This is a genomic window from Azospirillum agricola (assembly GCF_020005195.1).
Classification (GTDB): Bacteria; Pseudomonadota; Alphaproteobacteria; order Azospirillales; family Azospirillaceae; genus Azospirillum; species Azospirillum agricola.
In genome coordinates this window covers 739,262-760,363 of the sequence record NZ_JAIFZR010000004.1, presented here as the reverse complement: position 1 = coordinate 760,363, position 21,102 = coordinate 739,262, and the positions used below count along the sequence as shown (strand labels likewise).

Annotated in this window: 16 protein-coding genes and 2 pseudogenes; 5 read left to right on the top strand and 13 right to left on the bottom strand. The window is 68.9% G+C overall.

The features are described 5' to 3' along the window. The first annotated feature begins 11 nt into the window (after positions 1 to 11). Entirely contained in the window at positions 12 to 3,362 is a 3,351-nt protein-coding gene (locus JN22_RS12270; protein ID WP_085554184.1) for an EAL domain-containing protein, read from the top strand. On the opposite strand, the gene dusA is transcribed toward JN22_RS12270, so the two are convergent. Next, entirely contained in the window at positions 3,349 to 4,344 is a 996-nt protein-coding gene (dusA, locus tag JN22_RS12265; protein WP_247877506.1) for a tRNA dihydrouridine(20/20a) synthase DusA, read from the bottom strand. The two genes, JN22_RS12270 and dusA, sit on opposite strands and share 14 nt — an antisense overlap. Before the next feature lie 716 nt (positions 4,345 to 5,060). On the opposite strand from dusA, the gene JN22_RS12260 reads away from it, so the two are divergent. Both JN22_RS12260 and JN22_RS12255 read left to right on the top strand, forming a co-directional pair. Further along, complete coding sequence (locus JN22_RS12260; protein WP_085554182.1) at positions 5,061 to 6,368, top strand: IS701 family transposase; 1,308 nt, start codon at positions 5,061 to 5,063, stop codon at positions 6,366 to 6,368. 200 nt (positions 6,369 to 6,568) lie between these two features. After that, a pseudogene (locus JN22_RS12255) lies at positions 6,569 to 7,373 on the top strand (IS5 family transposase); the annotation flags it as partial. 204 nt (positions 7,374 to 7,577) lie between these two features. On the opposite strand, the gene JN22_RS12250 reads toward JN22_RS12255, so the two are convergent. Next, positions 7,578 to 8,807 (bottom strand): MFS transporter, encoded by a 1,230-nt coding sequence (locus tag JN22_RS12250; RefSeq protein ID WP_085554181.1) that lies wholly within the window; start codon positions 8,805 to 8,807, stop codon positions 7,578 to 7,580. A gap of 123 nt (positions 8,808 to 8,930) precedes the next feature. On the opposite strand from JN22_RS12250, the gene JN22_RS12245 reads away from it, so the two are divergent. Both JN22_RS12245 and JN22_RS12240 read left to right on the top strand, forming a co-directional pair. After that, positions 8,931 to 9,818 (top strand): LysR family transcriptional regulator, encoded by an 888-nt coding sequence (locus JN22_RS12245; RefSeq protein WP_085554180.1) that lies wholly within the window; start codon positions 8,931 to 8,933, stop codon positions 9,816 to 9,818. Positions 9,819 to 9,842: 24 nt separating this feature from the next. Beyond that, positions 9,843 to 10,127 (top strand): annotated as a pseudogene (locus JN22_RS12240) (FAD-dependent oxidoreductase); the annotation flags it as partial. A 98-nt stretch (positions 10,128 to 10,225) separates the two neighbouring features. Here the strand turns inward: JN22_RS12240 and arsH are convergent. The 11 genes from arsH to JN22_RS12180 all read right to left on the bottom strand — a co-directional run bounded on the left by arsH (position 10,226) and on the right by JN22_RS12180 (position 20,984). Continuing rightward, positions 10,226 to 10,987 (bottom strand): arsenical resistance protein ArsH, encoded by a 762-nt coding sequence (gene arsH, locus JN22_RS12235; RefSeq protein ID WP_085554179.1) that lies wholly within the window; start codon positions 10,985 to 10,987, stop codon positions 10,226 to 10,228. Between the two features lie 42 nt (positions 10,988 to 11,029). Then, positions 11,030 to 12,061, bottom strand: coding sequence for an ACR3 family arsenite efflux transporter (gene arsB / locus JN22_RS12230; protein WP_085554178.1), 1,032 nt, complete (start codon positions 12,059 to 12,061; stop codon positions 11,030 to 11,032). Positions 12,062 to 12,116: 55 nt separating this feature from the next. After that, the gene (gene arsN2 / locus JN22_RS35465) at positions 12,117 to 12,998 is read right to left on the bottom strand and encodes an arsenic resistance N-acetyltransferase ArsN2 (protein ID WP_449658094.1); all 882 of its coding nucleotides are present in this window, start codon (positions 12,996 to 12,998) and stop codon (positions 12,117 to 12,119) included. Continuing rightward, complete coding sequence (locus tag JN22_RS12215; protein ID WP_085554177.1) at positions 12,995 to 13,504, bottom strand: arsenate reductase ArsC; 510 nt, start codon at positions 13,502 to 13,504, stop codon at positions 12,995 to 12,997. Before JN22_RS12215 ends, arsN2 begins: the two co-directional genes overlap by 4 nt. 48 nt (positions 13,505 to 13,552) lie before the next feature. Further along, positions 13,553 to 13,909 (bottom strand): ArsR/SmtB family transcription factor, encoded by a 357-nt coding sequence (locus JN22_RS12210; RefSeq protein WP_085554176.1) that lies wholly within the window; start codon positions 13,907 to 13,909, stop codon positions 13,553 to 13,555. Positions 13,910 to 14,791: 882 nt separating this feature from the next. After that, positions 14,792 to 15,946: a hypothetical protein gene (locus JN22_RS12205; RefSeq protein ID WP_085554174.1), complete on the bottom strand. Its 1,155-nt coding sequence runs from the start codon at positions 15,944 to 15,946 to the stop codon at positions 14,792 to 14,794. A 562-nt stretch (positions 15,947 to 16,508) separates the two neighbouring features. Next, complete coding sequence (locus JN22_RS12200; protein WP_143268272.1) at positions 16,509 to 16,688, bottom strand: hypothetical protein; 180 nt, start codon at positions 16,686 to 16,688, stop codon at positions 16,509 to 16,511. Between the two features lie 430 nt (positions 16,689 to 17,118). Continuing rightward, entirely contained in the window at positions 17,119 to 18,093 is a 975-nt protein-coding gene (locus JN22_RS12195; RefSeq protein ID WP_085554172.1) for an ABC transporter substrate-binding protein, read from the bottom strand. A 29-nt stretch (positions 18,094 to 18,122) separates the two neighbouring features. Beyond that, complete coding sequence (locus JN22_RS12190) at positions 18,123 to 19,181, bottom strand: FecCD family ABC transporter permease (protein ID WP_085554171.1); 1,059 nt, start codon at positions 19,179 to 19,181, stop codon at positions 18,123 to 18,125. A gap of 10 nt (positions 19,182 to 19,191) precedes the next feature. Beyond that, entirely contained in the window at positions 19,192 to 20,199 is a 1,008-nt protein-coding gene (locus tag JN22_RS12185) for a FecCD family ABC transporter permease (protein WP_085554170.1), read from the bottom strand. Beyond that, complete coding sequence (locus JN22_RS12180) at positions 20,196 to 20,984, bottom strand: ABC transporter ATP-binding protein (protein ID WP_211099639.1); 789 nt, start codon at positions 20,982 to 20,984, stop codon at positions 20,196 to 20,198. The genes JN22_RS12185 and JN22_RS12180 overlap by 4 nt, the downstream gene beginning before the upstream one ends. Positions 20,985 to 21,102: the final 118 nt, after the last annotated feature.

Sequence of the window (21,102 nt, the reverse complement as noted above, 5' to 3'; positions counted from 1 at the left end):
GAGCGCTGGGGATGGCCCGGATTCTGGTGGTCGACGACCACATCGTCAATCGTGAGTTCCTGTCGGTCCTGCTTGGCTACGCCGGTCACGAGGTGTTGTGCGCCGCCGATGGCGCCGAGGGGCTGGCCCTGACCCTCGCGCACGGCCCCGAGCTGGTCATCTCCGACGTGCTGATGCCGGGGATGGGCGGGGTCGATTTCGCGCTCGCCCTGCGCGCCGACCCGCGCACGACGGCCCTGCCGGTCATCTTCTACACCACCACCTACCGGCTGACCGAGGCCTACGCGCTGGCGGCGAGCTGCGGCGTGACCATGGTGCTCGCCAAGCCGTCCGACCCCAAGACCATCCTGGCGACCGTCGCGCGGGCGCTCGGGCTCGACGAGCGGCGCCAGCCGGCCGTGACCATGCCGGGGACCGCCCCCGCCCCCGGCTACCTGAAGGAGCTTGCCGACCTCCAGGGCCGCATGAAGGACGCGCTCGACCGCGGGCTGGCCGAGTATGGCGAGACGCTGGACGGCCCGGCGCAGGGGCGGCGGCCCGATCCGCCCTTCGAGGCGGTGCAGGGGATGAGCATGCGGCTGTTCGCCCTGCTCGAGCTGGCTCTGGCCCTGCCGGGCGAGAGCGAGCGGCCGCAGCTGCTGCGGCTGTTCTGCCGGGCCGCCCAGGACATCATGGATTGCCGGTACGTGGTGATCGGCTTCCTCGACCGCGAGGGGCGGGTGATCGCCGACTGGTGCAACCGCGGGCTTTCCGACGAGGGCGCGGTCCGTCTCGCCAGCCTGGACTGGCGGACCAGCTTCCTGCGCGGCGTGCTGGTCGACGGCGAACGCCACCGCGACCGGGGCCGGGCCGGCCGGCCGGTGACCGACGTCCTGCCGGGTGTGCATGGCCCGGCGAACGGCATCCTGGTGATCCCGGTCCGCTCGGCGACGACGGCGCCGGGCCTGCTCTACCTCGCCGACAAGGTGGGGGGCGAGGGTTTCAGCGAGGAGGACGAGATGTTCGCGGTCATGCTGGCCGCGCAACTGTCGCTCGTCCATGGCGGGCTGGCCCAGCATGAGGAGGTGCGGCGCCACGCCGCCCAGCTCGAGATCGAGGTGGTCGAGCGCGGCCGGCAGGGCGAGCGTCTCGCCCGCCTCACCCGCCTCTACGCGGTGCTGAGCGGCATCAATTCGCTGATCGTCCGCACCCTCGACCGCGACTGCCTGTTCCGCGAGGTCTGCCGCATCGCCGTCGTCGAGGGCGGCTTCCGCTGCGCCTGGGTCGGAACCTTCGACCCCGCCACGCGGGCGCCCCGCCTGGTCGCGCAATGGGGCGACATGGCGGAGACCGACATCGCGGTGCGTCTGCCGGGCGGCGGCGCCGACACGCCGGCCAGCCGGGCGTTGCGGGAGATGCGCCCGTTCATCTGCAACGACTGCGTCAACGAGCCGGGGCTGGCGCCCCTGCGCGACGCCCTGCTGGCGCATGGCCACCTGTCGAAGGCGTTGTTCCCGCTGCTGGTCGGCGACCGTCCGGTCGGCGTCATCGCCTTCGCCGCCGGCGAGCTGAACTTCTTCGACGAGCAGGAGGTCCAGCTTCTCGACGAGCTGGCGGGCGACATCTCCTTCTGCCTGGAGTGCATCGAGAAGGAGGAGAGGCTCAACTACGTCGCCTTCTACGACTCGCTGACCGGCCTGCCGAACCTCACGCTCTATCTCGACCGGCTCGACCAGCTCATCCAGGCGGCGCGGCGCGACGGGCGGACGCTGCGCGTCCTGGTGGCCGACCTCGCCGGCTTCACCCAGCTCAACAGCGAGGCGGGCCGCCATGTCGGCGATTTCGTGCTCAAGCGCACGGCCGACCGGCTGGGCGCCGCGCTGGGGGATCTGGGCTGCGTCGCCCGCTGCGGTTCGGACATGTTCGCCATCGCCGCCTTCGCCGACGGGGTGGGGGTGGCCGATACGCTGGTCGAAACCCTGCTGGCGGCCATCGAACGGCCGCTCGACCTGCCGGACGGGTCGTTCCATGTCACGGCGCAGATGGGCGGCGCCCTGTTCCCCAACGACGGCGGCGACGCCGAGACCCTGTTCAAGCACGCCGAGGCGGCGCTGGGGCAGGCGAAGGCGTCGGCCCAGCGCTTCCTCTACTACGCCGCGGAGATCAACGAGCGCATCGCCCGGCGGCGGGCGCTGGAAAGCGACTTGCGCACGGCGCTGGAGGCCCGGCAGTTCGTCCTGCATTTCCAGCCCCGCGTCAGCCTGGCCAACGGCCACATCGAGGCGGCCGAGGCGCTGGTCCGCTGGAGGCATCCCGAGAAGGGGCTGATTCCGCCCGGCGCCTTCATCCCGCTCGCCGAGGAGACCGGGCTGATCGTGCCGCTCGGCGCCTGGGTGATCGACGCCGCCTGCCGGCAGCAGGCCGCCTGGCTGCGCGAGGGGCTCGACGTGGTGCCGCTGGCGGTCAACCTGTCCGCCGCCCAGCTCCGCCGCGGGCAGGTGGAGCGCACCCTGGCCGACGCCCTGCGCCGCCACGGGATCGACGCTGGCCTCATCGAGTGCGAACTGACCGAAACGGCGCTGATGCAGGATTCCGAGGAGGCCGCCCGCGTGCTGCGCCGGCTGCGCGAGATGGGGATCTGCCTCGCGCTGGACGATTTCGGGACCGGCTATTCCTCGCTGGCCTATCTGAAGCGGTTTCCCTTCGACATCGTGAAGATCGACCGCTCCTTCGTCAACGACGTCACCCGCAACGCCGACGACGCGGCCATCGCCACCACCATCATCGACATGGCCCACCGGCTGAAGCGGCGGGTGGTGGCGGAGGGGGTGGAGACGGAGGCCCAGCTCAGCTACCTGCACCGCCAGGGCTGCGACGAGATCCAGGGCTACCTGTTCAGCCGGCCGGTGGAGGCCGCCGACTTCGCCGACCAGCTCCGCCGGAACCGGACGCTGGCCCTGCCCAAACCGGAGGGCGCCGACGGGCAGACCCTGCTGCTGGTGGACGACGAGCCCAACGTGCTGGCGGCGCTGAAGCGGGTACTGCGGCGCGAGAGCTACCGCATCCTGACGGCGGCCAGCGGCGAGGAGGCTCTGCGCATCCTGGCGCTGGAGCCGGTGCAGGTCATCGTGTCGGACCAGCGCATGCCGGGGATGTCGGGCGCCGAGTTCCTCGGCGTCGCCCGCGACCTCCATCCCGACACCATCCGCATCATCCTGTCCGGCCACACCGACCTGGAGACGATCATGGAGGCGGTCAACCGGGGCTCCGTGTTCAAGTTCCTCACCAAGCCCTGCGACGACGAGACGCTGCGCCGCCATGTGCGCGACGCCTTCTACCGCTACCGTCCGGTTCCGGAAAGCGGGATGGTCACGCTGGCGTGAGCCGCTCCTCCGCCGTGTCGGTGGCCGTGTCAGTGGCCATGTCGGGGGCCGCGCCGCGCACCAGGGCGGCGGCGGCGAGCAGCAGGTCCGGCCCGGCGCCGGGGCGGTGGGCGTTCTCGCTGATGTGGCGGCGCCACGCGCGGGCGCCGGGCAGCCCCTGGAACAGGCCCAGCATGTGGCGGGTGATCGCCGACAGCGGCGTCCCCCGCGACATCCGTTCCTCGGCATAGGGCACCATCGCCGCGACCACCGCGTGGCGGTCGGGGCCGGGGGCGCCGCCGAAGACGCGGCGGTCGGCGTCGGCCAGCAGATAGGGGGTTTCGTAGGCGGCGCGGCCGATCATCACGCCGTCGAGACCGGCCAGATGCTCCTCGGCCTCGTCGAGGCTGCGGATGCCGCCGTTGACGACGATGGTCAGATGCGGGTGCTCCCGCTTCAGCCGGTGGACGAGGTCGTGGCGCAGCGGCGGGATGTCCCGGTTCTCCTTGGGGCTGAGCCCCTTCAGCCACGCCTTGCGGGCGTGAACGATGAAGTGCGTGCAGCCGGCGGCGGAAACGGTGCGGACGAAATGGTCGAGCGTCGGCCATTCCTCCATCTCGTCGATGGCGATGCGCGACTTGACGGTGACCGGGATCGACACCGCCTCGCGCATGGCGCCGACCAGCCGGGCGACCAGATCCGGTTCCGCCATCAGGCAGGCGCCGAACCGGCCGGACTGGACGCGGTCGCTCGGGCAGCCGACGTTCAGGTTGACCTCGTCATACCCCCACTCCTCGGCGATCCGCGCGCAGGCGGCCAGATCCGCCGGATCGGATCCGCCCAGTTGCAGGGCCACCGGATGCTCGGCCGCGTCGAAGCCGAGCAGCCGCTCGCGGTCGCCGTGCAGCACGGCGCCGGTCGTCACCATCTCGGTGTAGAGCAGCGTGTTCTTGGACAGCAGGCGATGGAAGTAGCGGCAATTTCTGTCGGTCCAGTCCATCATCGGCGCAACGGACAGTCTATGTGTTTGAAAAATCATGGTTTTTCCAGTAACTTCAATCCGTTGGAGCGCATGGAGTGCACACGGGAGCGCGCCAAAATGCGACGTTTTTCGCCCTGTTTCGACGGCTGAGTGCACACGGAGCGCACACGAAAATGGCCAGCGTCACGAAGCTCCCTTCCGGATCCTGGCGAGCCCGGATTCGACGCAAGGGACGCTGCGTGAGCGAGACGTTCCTGCGTCGGGACGATGCCCGTCGGTGGGCGGTCGAGGTCGAACGTCAGATCGATCGCGGCGAGGCTCCCAGCGCATCGCGTGTCGCCCGCTTGAAAAACATTTGGCGCACTGACTGACCCTCATATCGACGACATGTGTGCGGTCGGCAAGGCGCCACGTCGTTCCAAAGCTGCGGTGTTGGAAATGCTGCGGCAGCGGTTGGGCCGGTGCAACATGGCTTCTCTGGATCGAGAGCGGCTGATCGCTTTCGGTCGGGATCGTGCGGCACAGGGCGCCGGCCCCGTGACCCTGAGGATCGATATTGGGATAATCAAGCTCGTCCTGTCTTACGCTACAGCCGTTCACGGGGTGCCGGTTACGGTTGAGCCTATTAATTTAGCTCGGATCGCGCTTAAGCGTCTAGTTCTACTGTGTCATAAAATCTGGAATGGGACAGAGGTTCGTTGTAATAAAGGGATTCATGGTTCGTTCAGAGAGGCGGTATGGATCCCCTTGGCACCGCAAAGGGCATCGAATCACGGTTCGCGGCGTATGTCGAGCGCTTGGCGCCGGCTTTGGGCCACGCTGATCGCGCGGCGCCGTTTCGTGCCTATTGCACCGGATTGATCCTTCCAGGCGACCGCAAGAGTGTCGAGCCGATGGCCGCGCGGGTGGAGCCGGGACGTGTCGGTGCCGCCCATCAGTCCTTGCACCATTTTGTTGCCAAGGCGGCCTGGGACGATGCCGCTGTGCTGGCCGGGGTGCGCGATCTGGTTTTGCCGGCGCTGTTGAAACGTGGCCCAATCCGCGCCTGGATCATCGACGACACTGGCATGCCGAAGAAGGGGCGCCATTCCGTTGGCGTGACGCGCCAGTACTGCGGCCAGATCGGCAAGCAGGACAATTGCCAAGTCGCCGTGTTACTGTCGCTGGCAACCGACCACGCCAGCCTTCCCGTCGCCTTCCGGTTGTACCTGCCGGAGACATGGGCTGGCGACGCGGAGCGCCGGGCGCGGACCGGCGTCTCGGACGGGGTCCTCTTCCAGACCAAGCCCGCCATCGCGCTGGACCAGATCCGCATGGCCATGACGGCGGGGCTGCCGCCGGGCGTGGTCCTGATGGACGCAGGCTACGGCAACGACACCGCTCTGCGCGAAGGCGTGACCGCGCTGGGGCTGACTTACATCGCCGGAGTCCAGTCCTCGCTGACCGTCTGGCCGCCCGGTGTGGAACCGCTGCCGCCCAAGCCGTGGAGCGGCAAGGGGCGGCCGCCGAAGCTCCTGCGCCACGCCCCTGGACATGAACCGATCTCGGTAAAGGCTCTGGCCGAAGGGTTGGCGCCGGAGGCTTGGCGCTCCGTCACTTGGCGCGAAGGCACGAACGCGCCGCTGGCCTCCCGTTTCGCCGCCGTTCGCGTTCACGCCGCGCACCGCGACGAGGAGCGGGCGGAGCGTCGCCTGGAGGAGTGGCTGCTGATCGAATGGCCGGAGGGTGAAGAGAAGCCGACCAAGCTCTGGTTGTCCACGCTGCCGGAGACAATGTCGCTCGACGCCTTGGTGGAGACCGCCAAGTTGCGGTGGCGCATCGAACGCGATTACCTCGAACTCAAACAGGAACTCGGCCTCGGCCATTATGAGGGCCGGGGTTGGCGCGGATTCCACCATCACGCGACGCTGTGCATCGCCGCCTATGGATTCCTGATCAGGGAACGGGCGGCGATTCCCCCCTCAGAACCACCTCGCTCCGGGCGCCTCCAAGCGCCTGACCTTCCCGAAAGCTTCCGACCCCGCGGGGCCGCCGCTGCGCCCTGAGCGCCACGTCCCGACGTCCATCGCCACCCTGCGCATCGCAATCGCCAGAATGCTCGCCAGAACTCTTCAGCGATGTCCATGCTGCCATCAATTGCGAATTTTATGACACAGTAGAACTAGCAGGCTGCGGAATAAGGCTATGCCGGGCCTGCCGGTCGTGATTCTCTCCGGTTGAAGAGAATGCGGCCGGTGAGGGGACGATGCGGGGGTTGGACGAACACAGCGAGGGTCTTTTCAGCTATGAGAGCTGTGAGGCCCGTGTTCCGGCGAGCCATCCTCTACGACCGATCCGGGCCATCGTTGATGAAGCGCTGGAGGTGATGTCACCGGCGTTCGAGGGGCTGTACTCGACGATCGGGCGGCCGTCGATCCCGCCGGAGAAGCTGCTGCGGGCTCTGCTGCTCCAGGCCTTCCACTCGGTGCGCTCGGAACGCCAGTTGATGGAACAGCTCGACTACAACCTGCTGTTCCGCTGGTTCGTCGGCCTGTCGATGGATGTCCCAGTGTGGGATGCGACGGTGTTCACCAAGAACCGTGAGCGCCTGCTGGCCGGCGATGTGGCGGCCCAGTTCCTGGCCACCGTGCTGGGCCAGCCGAAGGTCAAGGCGCTGCTGTCGGACGAGCATTTCTCGGTGGACGGGACGCTGATCGAAGCCTGGGCGTCGGTGAAGAGCTTCCGGCCCAAGGACGGCAGCGGCGAGCCGCCGGGGCCGGGACGCAACGGCGACCGCGACTTCCATGGTGAGAAGCGGTCCAACGAGACCCATGCCTCGACCAGCGATCCCGAGGCGCGGCTGTACCGCAAGGGCAACGGGCAGCCGGCGAAGCTGGCCTTCATGGGCCACGCCCTGATGGAGAACCGCCACGCCCTGGTGGTCGATGTCCGGCTCACCGCGGCCACCGGCTTGGCCGAACGCGAGGCGGCGTCTCCATGGTCGCGGCGACCCCGGCCGCCACCGCATCACGGTGGGTGCCGACAAGGCCTACGACACCAAGGATTTCGTGCTGGCCGACACTGAACATTCCGGCCTCGCTGTCCATGGGCGCTGATGATGCGCTTCAGCCGGATCGGTGGCAAGATCAGGGTGTTCAAGATGCGAACCAGCAGGCAGGCAAACAGGACAAGCACCCCGCCAGTGGCTTTCTCCTCGCGCTCGCGGCCACAGCGGCCCGGAGAGCCGCTGTGGCCGCGCCAGCCGGGTGCCGATTTCAGCCAACCGTACGGTCGGGCCGCAGGGCCGCCGTGGCGGCGAGAGCGGCCAACGCCACCGCGAGGGGAACGAACGACACCCCGAGGACGGTGTCCCATCCGTAGGCTGTCAGCAGGCCGCCGGAGGCGAAGGAGCCGAGAGCCATCGTCCCGAACACGATGAAGTCGTTCAGCGACTGGACCCGCGTCTTCTCCTCGGGACGGTGGCACTCCAGCACGAGGGCCGACGCACCCAGGAAGCCGAAGTTCCAGCCGACGCCCAGCAGGATCAGGCTCGCCCAGAAATGCGCCGCCTCCATCCCCGCCAGCCCGACCACGGAGGCGGCGGCGATCAGCGCCAATCCGGCGGTCGCCATGCGGGGAGCGCCGAAGCGGGTGATCAGCCGCCCGGTGAAGAAGCTTGGCGCGTACATGGCGATGACGTGCCACTGCAGGCCGAGGTTTGCGGTCTCCTGCGACAGACCGCACAGCCGCATCGCCAGAGGGGCGGCAGTCATGAGGAAGTTCATCAGCAGGTAGGACACCAGCCCGCAGATGACGGCGGTGATGAAACGGGGCTGCCGCGCGATGGTGCCGAGCGGACGACCGCCGGCGACCTCCGCCGCCGTCGGCATTGGAAGCCGGACGCCGACCAGGACCAGGGCGGACACGGCAGCCACCGCGGCCTGCGCCAGATAGGTGGCCGCGAACAGGTGCGGCGGCCACAGGGTCATCGTGTGGGTGACGAGCTGCGGGCCGATGATCCCGGCGAACACCCCGCCCGCCATCACGGCGGACATGGCGCGCGGGCGGCGCTCCGGCGGGGCGCAATCGGCGGCGGCGAAGCGGAAGGAGAGCACCACGGCGGCGTAGGCCCCGCCGACGATCATCGCCGCGCAGAACAGCCAGAAGGATCCCAGCACGACCCCGAGGGCGGACAGCAGGCCGGTGAGCACGCCGCACCCCGTTCCCGCCAGGAAGGCGGCGCGGCGGCCGTGGCGCCGGGCGATGGCGCCGGCCGGCAGCGTGCACAGCGCCATCCCCACCACGAAGATGGAGATCGGCAGCGTCGCCAGCGCCGGGCTGGGCGCCAGCGTGTTGCCGACGATGGCGCCCGTCGCGTAGATGACCACCGCGTTCGCGCCGGCGAGCGCCTGGGCGGTGGCAAGGCGCAGGACATTGCCCAGCTCATGCCCGTACGGGCTGGCGGGCGCGAGCCCGGCCGTGGTGCCGGCTTCGGCTTGGGACATGGGATTCCTCGGACGGTGCGTTGGTGGCGGCGGCGCCGATCGGCGCGGTTGACACAGGCTTACCGGGCGCCCGCCATGAGCGGAAATGGTATGTTCTCATGGATGAATGACCGGGAGTCATGGATGCTCGATCGCCAGCTTCTTGCCATCCTGCGCGAGGTGGACCGGCTGGGCGGCGTCACCGCCGCCGCCGACCGGCTGAACGTCACGCAATCGGCGCTGAGCCACACGATCCGCCGCTTCGAGGAGCGCCATGGCGTCGCGCTCTGGGTGAGGAAGGGGCGCAGCCTCCGCTTCACCCAGGCGGGGCGGCATCTGCTGGCGCTCGCGCAACGCGTTCTGCCGCAGATCGAGCAGGCCGAGGGGGTCCTGGCCGACTTCGCCGCGGGCCGGCGCGGCACCTTGCGGGTGGGGATGGAATGCCACCCCTGCCAGAGATGGCTGATGCGGATGACGGCCGTCTATCTCGCGCGCTGGCCGGACGTGGAGTTCGAGCTTCGCACCGCCTTCCGCTTCGACGGGGTCGCCGCGCTGCTCGACAACGAGATCGACCTGCTGGTCACCCCCGATCCGGTCGAGACGTCCGAGATCCTGTTCATGCCGGTCTTCGATTACGAACTCGTGCTGGTGGTTCCCCAAGCGCACCCGCTGGCCACGCGCGCGGCGGCGCTGCCGCGCGACCTCGTGGGCGAGGATTTGATCACTGTTCCGGTCAGCCTCGAACGGCTCGACGTCTACACGCGCTTTCTCGTCCCCGCCCATTGCCGGCCGCGCCGCCACCGGACCGTGGAGACGACCGACCTGATGCTGCAGCTGGTCGCCGCCGGACGCGGGGTCGCGGTCCTGCCGGACTGGCTCGTGCGCGAGGAAGGGGCCGGCCTTCCCGTCGGCACCGTGCGTCTCGGACCCGACGGGATCGGCAAGAGCATCCATCTTGGCGTCCGCCAGGGCGAAGACGCGGTGGGGCACATCGCCGGCTTCCTGGCATTGGCGCGAGAGACGGGACGCTAGGATGGAACGCCCCAGCGGGCTGGAGGGGCGCTCGCGCTCCTCGAGGCGCGCGACGCCTTTGGCGGGCGCATCGCGTCCGTATCCTCCTTGGACAGGGCCGGTCCCCGCACGGCGGCCGTGCCGAACGGCCTCGATCGTGTCGACCTTGGCCCGACCTGGTTCTGGCCCGCTTTTCAACCGCAGCTCGACCGGCTCGTTCACGAGCTCGGGCTGGAGCGCTTCGCCCAGCATGAGGAGGGCGACCTGGTCGTGCGCATTTTCGTGCGGGAGGACCGGTTGGAGAACCTGCCGAAGATCGCGTCCCGGTAAGTGGTGTCCGAACGCGGGACCGGGCCGTCGCTCTCCAGCGTCCGCATGGTGCCGGTCCGCATACGCAAGCTGCGGGCCCGTGCATGTTGTCGAGCGGCCTATGCCTTCGTCTCACCGCTCATCGCGGCGGCGGCCAGGACCTGCGCCTCGCCGGCCACGGCCCGGCCTGCCTCCCGGCGCTCGCTGTAGCGGTCGGTCAGGTAGGCGCTGCGGTCGCGCACCAGCAGGGTGAACTTCACCAGCTCCTCCATCACGTCCACCACGCGGTCGTAGTAGGGCGAGGGCTTCATCCGGCCGGCCTCGTCGAACTCCTGGAACGCCTTGGCCACCGACGACTGGTTCGGGATGGTCACCATCCGCATCCAGCGCCCCAGCACCCGCATCGCGTTGACCGCGTTGAACGACTGCGAACCGCCCGAGACCTGCATCACCGCCAGCGTGCGTCCCTGTGTCGGCCGGACGCCGCCGCTCTCCAGCGGCAGCCAGTCGATCTGGCACTTCAGGACGCCGGTGAGGGTGCCGTGCCGCTCCGGGCTGACCCAGACCTGCCCCTCCGACCAGAGCGACAGCGCGCGCAGTTCGGCCACCTTGGGGTGGTCGGCCGGCACGCTGTCCGGCAGCGGCAGGTCGCGCGGGTCGAACACCCGCGTCTCCGCCCCCAGGCGCTGGAGCAGCCGGGCCGCCTCCTCGGCGAGGAAGCGGCTGTAGGAGCGCTCGCGCAGCGAGCCGTAGAGCAGCAGGATGCGCGGCGGGTGGGTGGACACCCGGCCGGGCGTCAGCTTGCCAAGGTCCGGCGCCTCGAAATAGGGCTCGTCCAGGCTCGGGAAGCCCGCGCCGTTCTCGCTCTCATGCTCGGACATGCCGACCCTCTCCGGTGATCGTTCCACAGCGAGGCCGGGCCATCAGGCGCCGGCCCGCCTCTCGTACCAGGGCTTGGTCGCCTTGACGATCCTCACCACCGACAGCATCACCGGCACCTCGACCAGCACGCCGACCACGGTGGCGAGCGCCGCTCCGGAGCCCAGCCCGAACAGGCTGATGGCCGCGGCCACCGCCAGTTCGAAGAAGTTCGAGGCGCCGATCAGCGCCGCCGGCGCCGCCACGCACCACGCCACCCCGAACCGGCGCGACAGCCAATAGGCCAGCCCGGCGTTGAGGTAGACCTGGATCAGGATCGGCACGGCCAGCAGCAGGATGACCAGCGGCTGCGCCAGGATTTGCTCGCCCTGGAAGCCGAACAGCAGCACCAGCGTGGTCAGCAGCGCCAGCAGCGACACCGGCTGCAGCACCGACAGCGCGCGGCCCAGGGCCGGCTCGCCGCCCGCCGCCAGCAGCGCGCGGCGCCAGAGCTGGGCCGCGATCACCGGCAGCACGATGTAGAGCGCCACCGACAGCAGCAGCGTTCCCCAGGGCACGGTGATCGACGAGACGCCGAGCAGCAGCCCGACCAGCGGCGCGAAGGCGAAGACCATGATCAGGTCGTTCAGCGCCACCTGGCTCAGGGTGTAGTGCGGCTCGCCCTCGCACAGGTTCGACCAGACGAACACCATCGCCGTGCAGGGGGCCGCCGCCAGCAGGATCAGCCCGCCGATGTAGGAGGGGATCTGCTCCGCCGGCAGCAGCGGTGCGAACAGGTGGCCGATGAACAGGGAGCCGAGCAGCGCCATCGAGAAGGGCTTGACCGCCCAGTTGATGACCAGCGTCACGCCGACGCCGCGCCAGTGCTCCTTGACCTGCCCCAGCGCGCCGAGGTCGATCTTCAGCAGCATCGGAACGATCATCAGCCAGACCAGCACCGCCACCGGCAGGTTGACCCGGGCCAGCTCGGCGGCGGCGATGGCCTGGAACAGCCCGGGCGCCAGATGGCCGAAGGCGATGCCCGCGACGATGCACAAGCCCACCCAGAGGCTGAGGTAGCGCTCGAAGAGGCCCATGGCGGGGCGCTCCGCCGGGGTGGGGTGGATGTCAGCCGTCATGTCGATGGTCCTGTCAGGAGGCGGAGACGACGCGCTGCCCGGCGGCGTCGACGATGGGCTCGCCATCTTCCTTGGTGAAGGCGCCGCGTTGTGGATCGGGGAGAAGGTCGAGCACCGCTTCCGACGGCCGGCACAGGCGCACGCCGAGCGGCGTCACCACGATCGGCCGGTTGATCAGGATCGGGTGCGCCATCATGGCGTCGAGCAGCGCCTCGTCCGTCAGCGCGGGATCGTCGAGGCCGAGGTCGGCGTAGGGTGTGCCCGTCTGCCGGAGCACGGCGCGCACCGGAACCCCCATGCGCTGGATCAGCGCGCTCAATTCAGCCCGGCCGGGCGGCGTCTTCAGATACTCGATCACCGTCGGCTCGACGCCGCTGTTGCGGATCAGCGCCAGCGTGTTGCGCGACGTCCCGCAGTCGGGGTTGTGAAAGATGCTCACCGCCGTCCGCCCGCCCTCCGGTGCCAAGTCGGCGCGCAGGCAGACGGCGCTGCCCGGACACAGGCCGGCGAACTGCGCGCTGGACTGGATGGCCGGAGGGGCCGAGGCCCGCTCCACCCGCTGGAAGCCGAGACGCTCGAAGAAGCCCGCGGCGCCGATGGTGAGCAACCACAGCCGCTCGACCCCCAGCGTGCCCGCCTCGGCGCGCAGCGCCGACACCACGGCGCGGCCGCCACCGGCGCCGCGCCGCTCGGCCGGCACGACCACGGAGCGCAGCAGGGTGTCGGCGCCATGGAGCTCCAGCCCGCCGTAGCCGAGCGTCCCCTGGTCGTCCGCGACGCGCCAGAAGCGCCGGCCGGGCTCGTCGAGGTCGTCGGTCGGCAGGCCGTTGGCCGCCAGCAGGCGGGCGAGCGCCGGGCGCTCCGCGTCGGCCAGCGGGGTGACGGTCCAACTCATGCGCCGTCCCCGACCAGGCCGGCCATGTCGTCGAGCCGGCGCTTCAGGGCCAGCCGGTCGAGCGAGGCGAAGGGCAGGCTGGCGAAGGCCTGGATGCGGCGCTGAATCTGGCCGAACACCGTGGCGGTGGAGGCGGCCTTTTCCGCGTCCGAGCCCTGGGCGCTCGACGGGTCCGGGAAGCCCCGGTGCGCCGTCATCGGCTGGCCCGGCCACACCGGGCAGACCTCGCCGGCGGCGCTGTCGCAGACGGTGACGATGACATCCATGCGCGGCGCCCCGGTCTGGGCGAACTCGTCCCAGATCTTGGAGCGCAGCGTGGCGGTCGGAAAGTCGAGCCGCTCCAGCAGGTCGCGGACGTGAGGGTTGAGGCGCCCGGTCGGCTGGCTGCCGGCGCTGTAGGCGCGGAAACGGCCGCGTCCCTCGCGGTTGAGCAGGCACTCGGCCATGACGCTGCGGGCGCTGTTGTGGGTGCTCAGGAACAGGACGTTGTGGACGCGGTCGGTCATCGCGGGAGCGCCTTTTCCGGGCCGCGGGGTGCGGCGGGATCGGTTCGGTCAGGCGTCGGGACCGCAGCCCGCCGGGCCGCAGGCTCCCGCCTGGAGGAGGTCGGTGGAGCAGAGTTCGGGGCGCCCCTGGCAGCAATCCTCCATCAGGAAGGTGATCAGCTGCCGGGTGCCGTCGTAATCGCAGGCGTAGAAGATTTGCCGCTGCACCCGCCAGGAGCGCAGCAACCCGGCGCGCTCCAGCGTCGCCAGATGGTGCGACAGGGTCGAGCCGGGCACGCCGACCCGCTGGGCGATGTCGCCGGCGGTCAGCCCGTTCGGTCCGGCCTGGATGAGCAGGCGGAACACGGCCAGGCGGGTGTCCTGGGCGAGCGCGGCGAAGGCGTCGATGGCATTCTTTATTTCCATTATTCGATTATAGTCGAATTATTGAGATGAGACAAGCGGCTTTTGGGTGTCCGACCTCCTCACGCTTCGATGGTTCTGGATATTCGGATGTCGGTGATCGACATCTTGTCGGCAGAGCGGCCCCTGTTCCGAGACCACCGCATGGACTGGGGCGGCTCCGATTGTGAGACATCGGCGTTCGGGCGCTCAGAGTTGCCAGTGCTTATCAACGGTTTCCTGGGCCGATTGGCATCGGGATCCTGCACCACTCCACCGGCTCTGTCGGGTGTGGGTGGCGATTTCCCGGCCGAACTTCAGCCTCCTTGGCACGCAGTGTCATGGCGCACGGTGATACCGGGCAAGTCCAGCATCTCCTCAACCATGCACAGGCTCAGCGGAAAGCAGAAGTGCGGGGACACCGCGCGGCTGAACACTACTTCCCAGGGAAGCGGTAACCGGTGGACCGAGGATCAGGGCGCGTCGTCATTTCGGCCTTATACCGCCACCCCGGCGTCCCGGCCGCCACGGATTTTACGATGCCCTTGGTTTCATCGGGAGGAGCATGGCTTGAGAAAGTTCATGCCTCGCTCATGGTTGATTGTGTGACAGAAGAGCCTTCATTTGACCGATGAGGGACGCGAACCTGTAGGGTTTGTGCAGGACCACCAACCGCCCTGCTTCCTTCTCGGGCATATGACCGATGTACCCGGTGGTGACGATGGTCGGCAGATCGGCACGCCTCTCACGAATGAGCCGGATCCCCGTCTCGGGTGCCAGCCACCTCCCCAGCCAGCCGCTTCCATCGTCGCCGGGTTCCGGCTTGGGCTGCACGGCCCCGTCGGGCACCGCCTGCCTCAGGCCGTGTCGTCGGCGACCGCTCGGCGTCGTCCCGGTGCTGAACGCTCAGAACGCTGACTTCTGCTCCCGACGCCGGTCCAGAGCGACATCGAATTGGCGCAGCAGGCGGCTCAACGTCTCGAAATCGACGTGGCGAGCCGGCAGGTTCTTCATGCAACGATTGTCCAGATGCACCACGCTGATCAGCGCCGACACGCAATAGCCCAGAAGCCAGTAATGCGCATGGATCGTGCGCAGGAACTCGCGGAACAGTGACGGAGACCCATCCATCAGCGCGTTGAAGCCCTTCTCGTACTCGCCCAGAATGTGGCGGATATCCAGCAGAGTCGCGTTGAGCATATGACCCACCCGGTCGATGTGCATCAGCAATTGCTCATCGTAAGGACGGTGCATTTTCAAGTCGGCCGGCACGCAGTCCCGGGATCTCAACCATGTGATGATGGCGCGGACCCGCGGAGCGATGCGGCGGAGCTGGTATTCATAGAAGGTGATCCCCTTCCAGGCGCTGAAGATTGCGTCGGCTTCCGAATGGTCGATGCCGAAGGCCGATACGAAATGCCCGGCCTCTTCCATGTCGGGATTCCAGATGGCGTCGAGAAACCGACCAACGATCGCCTCGCTGCCGATACCATTGTTGACGGCCTTGCGCACGATTGGCTCCACGCGCCGGCTGATCAGCCGGCGCAACTGGGCCTCCTCCTCTGCGGCAATCTGCCAATAACGTTGATCGAGTTGAATTTTCTTCGCTTCGAAGTAGGTTTTCAGCAGAAAGGCATCCAGAGATGGAATGTTGTCGATCAGGGATAGAAGGCTAAGATCATTGTGGGTACTTTCCTGCTCCACCGCTTCAGGGCCGAAGTGCTCTTCCAATAGAACGGTACTATTGCGGGATCTCAGATAGATGGCGACCCCACCGGTCTCCCATTGATGGTCGTCATGGGGGATGTAAATGCCGGTTTCGACCGGACGCCTGCTGAGGGCGTTTCCAGCGTCACAATTCAAGAAATCATGCCCGTCGCCCTGGCTTTCGTCGAAATTCGGGTACTTGAACAGGATGACTTGGTTCAGAGCATGCGTCCGGAAGAGATGTGCCTCTTCCGGCAGGCTCTGGGTAATGGACAGCAGGTTCAGCGATACGCTGGAACCTCCGTATAGGATTTGTTCGAGGATCGGTGAGATTGCTTCAAAGTGACGTCGCATATGCACAAGGCTCCTCTTTCGCACTCGCCAGAGGGCACAGGCTTTCGCTCGGGATGGGCAAGCTGCTCATCCATTTGTTTCCGTCAAAACGGACAGCGCCCGCCCTGGACAGAACGAAAAATGACGTCAACTTTCTATCGCAACAGAAATAATCAAGATCGCCGACAATTTTGCTTGCGATTTATTCTTTTCTATAAAGATCTTTCCGCCCTCCCTCGCTGCAAGTTGCCATATCCATTTTCGAACATTAAACATCACCAACCGTTAATATGTATTTCGCTTCTGCATGGTGGCGGGCGGGCATTTTGACGCAGTGGCATCGCACGCAAAAAATGTTCTTTGCGTTCCGTGTGTTATCGTGGTTGCCGCAATTCGGGCTGCGCCTTTGGGCGATCATGGTGACGACAACCGCCGATCCGACCAGCGCGGCAACGAGGCTTCCTTTGTTCGCCGTCACATGATCCCGACCTGTGCGCTCGGACATGATTCCTGTGCTTGCAGAGCTTGGCGATATGCTCTTGGCCGTTACCCACCCAAAGCATGGAAAGAGGCACGAGCCACCCTAGGCTTCCTTTACGGTCAATGCAGTCAGGTCGGCGAGAACGCCGCGGATGAAATCCCAGGGATGGCCATCGGCGCCCGGCTCCAGCTCGCTCCATTCGGTCGCGATGGCGAGCTTGGCGATGACGCCGGGGAGCGACTGCGCCGACGTGCGGGACGCGGTCTTGAACAGTTCGTCCACCCTCCGGTCCGCGGCGGCCTCCCGCTGCACGGCGCTGGTGAGGCCGACCGCCGTCGCTTCGGCTCCCACCGCGCCTGCGCGGCGGCAAGATCGCGCTTCAGTCGCCGGCGCAGGGAACGGGTGGCCGGGGCCGTTCCCAGAATTTGGTCGATCTGGCGGGCGTCCGTGGCGACAACCGAGGGGCGCCCCAGCTCGTCGAGCGGGATTTCGACCCGAGGGAAACCGGCCCTCTTCACCAAGTCCCGTTCCAGGCGCTGGGCCTCGCAGCACAGCCGCTGTGACGAGGCGAAGGTCTCGCGCCATTCCTGCCAGAGGGAGATGAGTGGGTCCTCCGACCGCCCATCCGATAGTGGGATGGTCCCCGTTTCCCGAACAGTTTGGCGGCTTTGCTAGGCGTGGTTCAGGTCCGTGTCATGCCGCCTTGCCTCAGTCAGCGCTTCGCTTGGCGCTCGACGGCGTCGAGCGTGTGCAGGGCGCTGGCCACGGTGGGGGTGGTGACCTCGGCGGAATCGAGGAACAGGATCCGCCCCTCGCGCGCCGGCTTGAGGAAGCGGCTCCAGCCCGGAACGATGCGGTCGAGAGCGGTCCGCGTGCCCGCCTCGTCGCGGCCGCCGCCGGTGTAGCTGTTCATCACCACCAGCAGGTCGGGGTTGGCACGGCCCAGCAGCTCGGGGCTGAGCGGCACCATCAGCGTCGAGCCCAGCGCGGCGCCGGCGCTCTTCTGATCCACCGCCATGCGGCGGTAGCCGAGATCCTCCAGCGCCTGCACGGCGCCCGACATGTCGCCCACCACGTTGACCTGATCGGTCAGGAAGATCGCCAGATAGCTCTTGCCGGCGGGATCGGACGGCAGTGCCCCCCGCACCGCCGCCACGCGCTCCCGATAGGCCGTCTCGCGCACGGTGAAGGCATCCTCGCGCCCGACGACCCGCGCCAGTTCCCTCTCGACGCCGAAGCCACGGATTTTCCCGGTGCTGACCTTCTGGAGATAGACCGGGGCGACGGTCGCCAGTTGCGGAGCCTTGTCGACGTCGAGTTCCGTGCCGACGATCAGGTCGGGGTTGAGCGCCCGCAGCCTCTCCAGATCGATCTGGCCGACCGGGCCGAAGCCCCTGGGTTTCGACCGGCCGGCCCCGAGCACGAGATCGACGAAGTCGATGGCGGTGACGAACCTCCCATCCTCGCCGCGGCCGTAGCTGCCGACCACCTCGACCCCCAGATCCATCAGCGGCAGGCCGAGCAGCGGCTCGTGCATCACGACGATCCGCGCCGGGCGGGCGGGAACGGCGACGCTGCGGCCGGCGTCGTCGGTCAGGCTGCGGGTGTCGGCGAGGGCAGGGGCGGTGGCGGCCAGCAGCACGAGAACGGTCGCGGCGGCGGTGGCGAACAGGGGGTTCAGACGCATGGCGTTGCCTTTTTCTACGGAGCCCGCTTCTAAGAAGGGGCCCGCCTCCGGCGCAGGGCCTGGAGGCGGAGGGCGAGGATGAAGAGGGGGACCCCGATCAGCGTCAGGGCAAGGCCGATCGGCAGCGGCAGGTCGCCGGCCAGCCCGCGCGTCAACGCGTCGGCGGCCACCACCAGGATGCCGCCCATCAGCCCCGACAGCAGCAGACGGGCCCGCGCCACCGCCGGCGACAGGAAACCGGCCAGATGCGGCGCCAGCACGCCGAGGAAGGTGAGCGGCCCGACCGCCGTGACCGCCGAGGCGCTGAGGCCGACGGCGAAGAGCAGGATCAGCGGGCGCGAGCGCCCGACCGGCTCGCCCAACGCCATCGCCGTTTCGTGGCCGAGGTCGTAGACGGCGAGCGCCCGGCCGGCGAGCGCGATCCCGAGCAGGCTCAGCGGCATCAGCGGCGCGAAGGCGGCGATCCCCGTCCAGCTCGCCTGGAACAGCGAGCCGGCCATCCAGTCGGCCAGCGCGATCGAGGTTTCCGGCGGCGTGTGGAGCAGCAGGACCGAACCGACCGAGGACAGCACCGTTTCGATGGCGATCCCCATCAGCAGGATGGCCGGCCCGCCGGCCCGGCTGCCGCCGACCAGGGCGATCAGCGCCAGGGCCACGGCCAGCGCGCCCGCCACGGCGGCCAGCGCCACCAGCGGCTTGGGCGCTCCCGGCAGCAGGACCAGCAGCAGCATGATCATGGTCATGGAGCCCTGGCTCAGCCCGAACAGGCCGGGGTCGGCCAGCGGGTTGCGTGCGATCGATTGCAGCATCGCCCCGGCCAGCGCCACGCTCCAGCCGGCCATGAAGCCCATCAGGATGCGCGGGAGCCGCACCGTCCACAGCGCGTAGGCCTGCTCGCCCCCTTCCGCCACGCCGGCCAGCAGGTCGAGGAGCCCGGTGTCGGTGCGGCCGAGGCCAGCCGACAGCGCGGCCAGCAGCAGCGCCGCGGCGAGCAGCCCCGCCCCGGCCCACAGGTTGCCGGTCCGCATCGGCAGCCCGCCGGCCAGCCGCAGGATCCGCCGTCCGTCGGTCGCGCGGTCGAGTTTCATGGGCCGAACGTCATGCCGTTTTCCCCGGCGACAGGTAGAAGCGCTTGACGATCACCAGGAAGACGAGCCCGCCCAGCAGATCCGTCACCAGCCCGGTGTGCAGCACATAGGGGTGGAAGGCGGTCTGGGCGACCAGATCGGCCAGCAGGCAGACGATGGCGCCAGCCAGCGCGCAGGCGGGCAGGGCGAGCGTCAGGCCGGAGCCGACGAGCGGCCGCACCAGATGCGGCACCACCAGCCCGACGAAGCCGACCGGCCCGCAGATCGCCACCGCCGAGCCGCAGCCCAGCAGCGCCGCCGCCAGCGCGAGCCGCGACACCCGCCCCACCTCCACCCCGGCCGAGGCCGCCTTTTCCGCCCCCAGCAGCACCAGCGTCAGCGGTCGCGCCAGCAGGGCGAGGACCAGCAGGGACAGCGCGCCGATCCACCAGAAGGCGGCGAGGCGGTCGGCGTAGACATGGGTCAGGGTGCCGGCGACCCAGCCGAGAAACTCGGTCCGCCGCGCCGGGTCGGAGAGCAGCAGCGCGTTGGTCATGCCGACCAGCAGCATCGACACCAGCGCCCCGGCCAGGATCAGCGACAGCCCGCGCGGGTCGCGGTCGCGGCCGGCCAGCCGCGCCACCAGCACGCAGGCGGCGAAGCCGGCGCCGCCGCCGGCCAGCGCGGCGACGCCCTGGGCCGCGGTGCCGAGGTCGAAGAGCAGGGCGCCGGCGACGACGGACAGCGCCGCCCCGGCGTTGATCCCCAGCGTGGAGGGCGAGGCGAGCGGGTTGCGGACCAGCCCTTGCAGCACGGCGCCGCCCACCGCCGTGACCGCACCGACATAGACGGCGATCAGCGCGCGCGGCAGCCGCTGGTGCAGCACCACCGATTGCTCGTAGGTCTCGGCGTCGAGGGTGAGCAGGGCGCCGGCCACCTCGGACAGCGGGATCGCGGCGGCGCCGATCCACAGCTCGGCCAGCAGCGCCAGAGCCAGCAGCGGCGGCGCGACGGCGAGGAACAGACGGCGCCGGGTCATGCCGACGGCTGCTCTTGCCGGGCCGGACGGGGCAGGCAGACCAGCCGGCCCCCATGGGCGAAGATGTCGGCCTCCAGGTCGAAGACGCGGGCGACGGTGTCGGCGGTGATCGCGCCCTGCGCCGGCCCCGCCGCCGCGACCCGTCCGTCCTTCAGCATCACCACGTCGTCGGCGAAGGCCGAGGCGAGGTTGAGGTCGTGCAGCACGACGACGATGGTCCGCCCATGGTCCCGCGACAGCGACCGGACCAGATCGAGCACCGCGTACTGGTACTTCATGTCGAGATGGTTGACCGGCTCGTCCAGCAGGATCAGCCCGGTGTCCTGGGCCAGCACCATGGCGATCCAGGCGCGCTGGCGCTGGCCGCCCGACAGCGCGTTGACCGGGTGGGCGGCCTTGTCGGCCAGACCGACGATGTCGAGCGCCTCGCGGAACAGCCGGCGGTCGCGCTCCGACGGGCCGCCGGCCAGCCCGTAGCGGGCGTAGCCCGACAGCTCGACCAGTTCGCCGAGCGTCAGGTAGTCCGGGCAATGGTTTTCCTGCGGCAGGTAGGCGATCCGCCGGGCGAGCGCGCGCCGGCCGATGCGCTGGATCGCTTCGCCCTCCAGCCGGATATCGCCGCCCGACACCGGCAGGAAGCCCATGACCGCCTTCAGCAGGGTCGATTTGCCGCAGCCGTTCGGCCCGACCAGCGCGGTGACGCGTCCGGCCCGGAAACGCGCGGAAACACCGCGCAGGACGGGGGCCGGGCCATAGCTCGCGGTGACCTCACTGACGTCGAGCACGACTTCGAACCCCCCGCTCACCCCTTGCATCGCGGTCGGACTATCGTCAAAAACAAGGCCTTGCGCAACATGCGTCTAAGTCGCATTCGCAAAATCGCACCCTCGATCACCGCAGGCC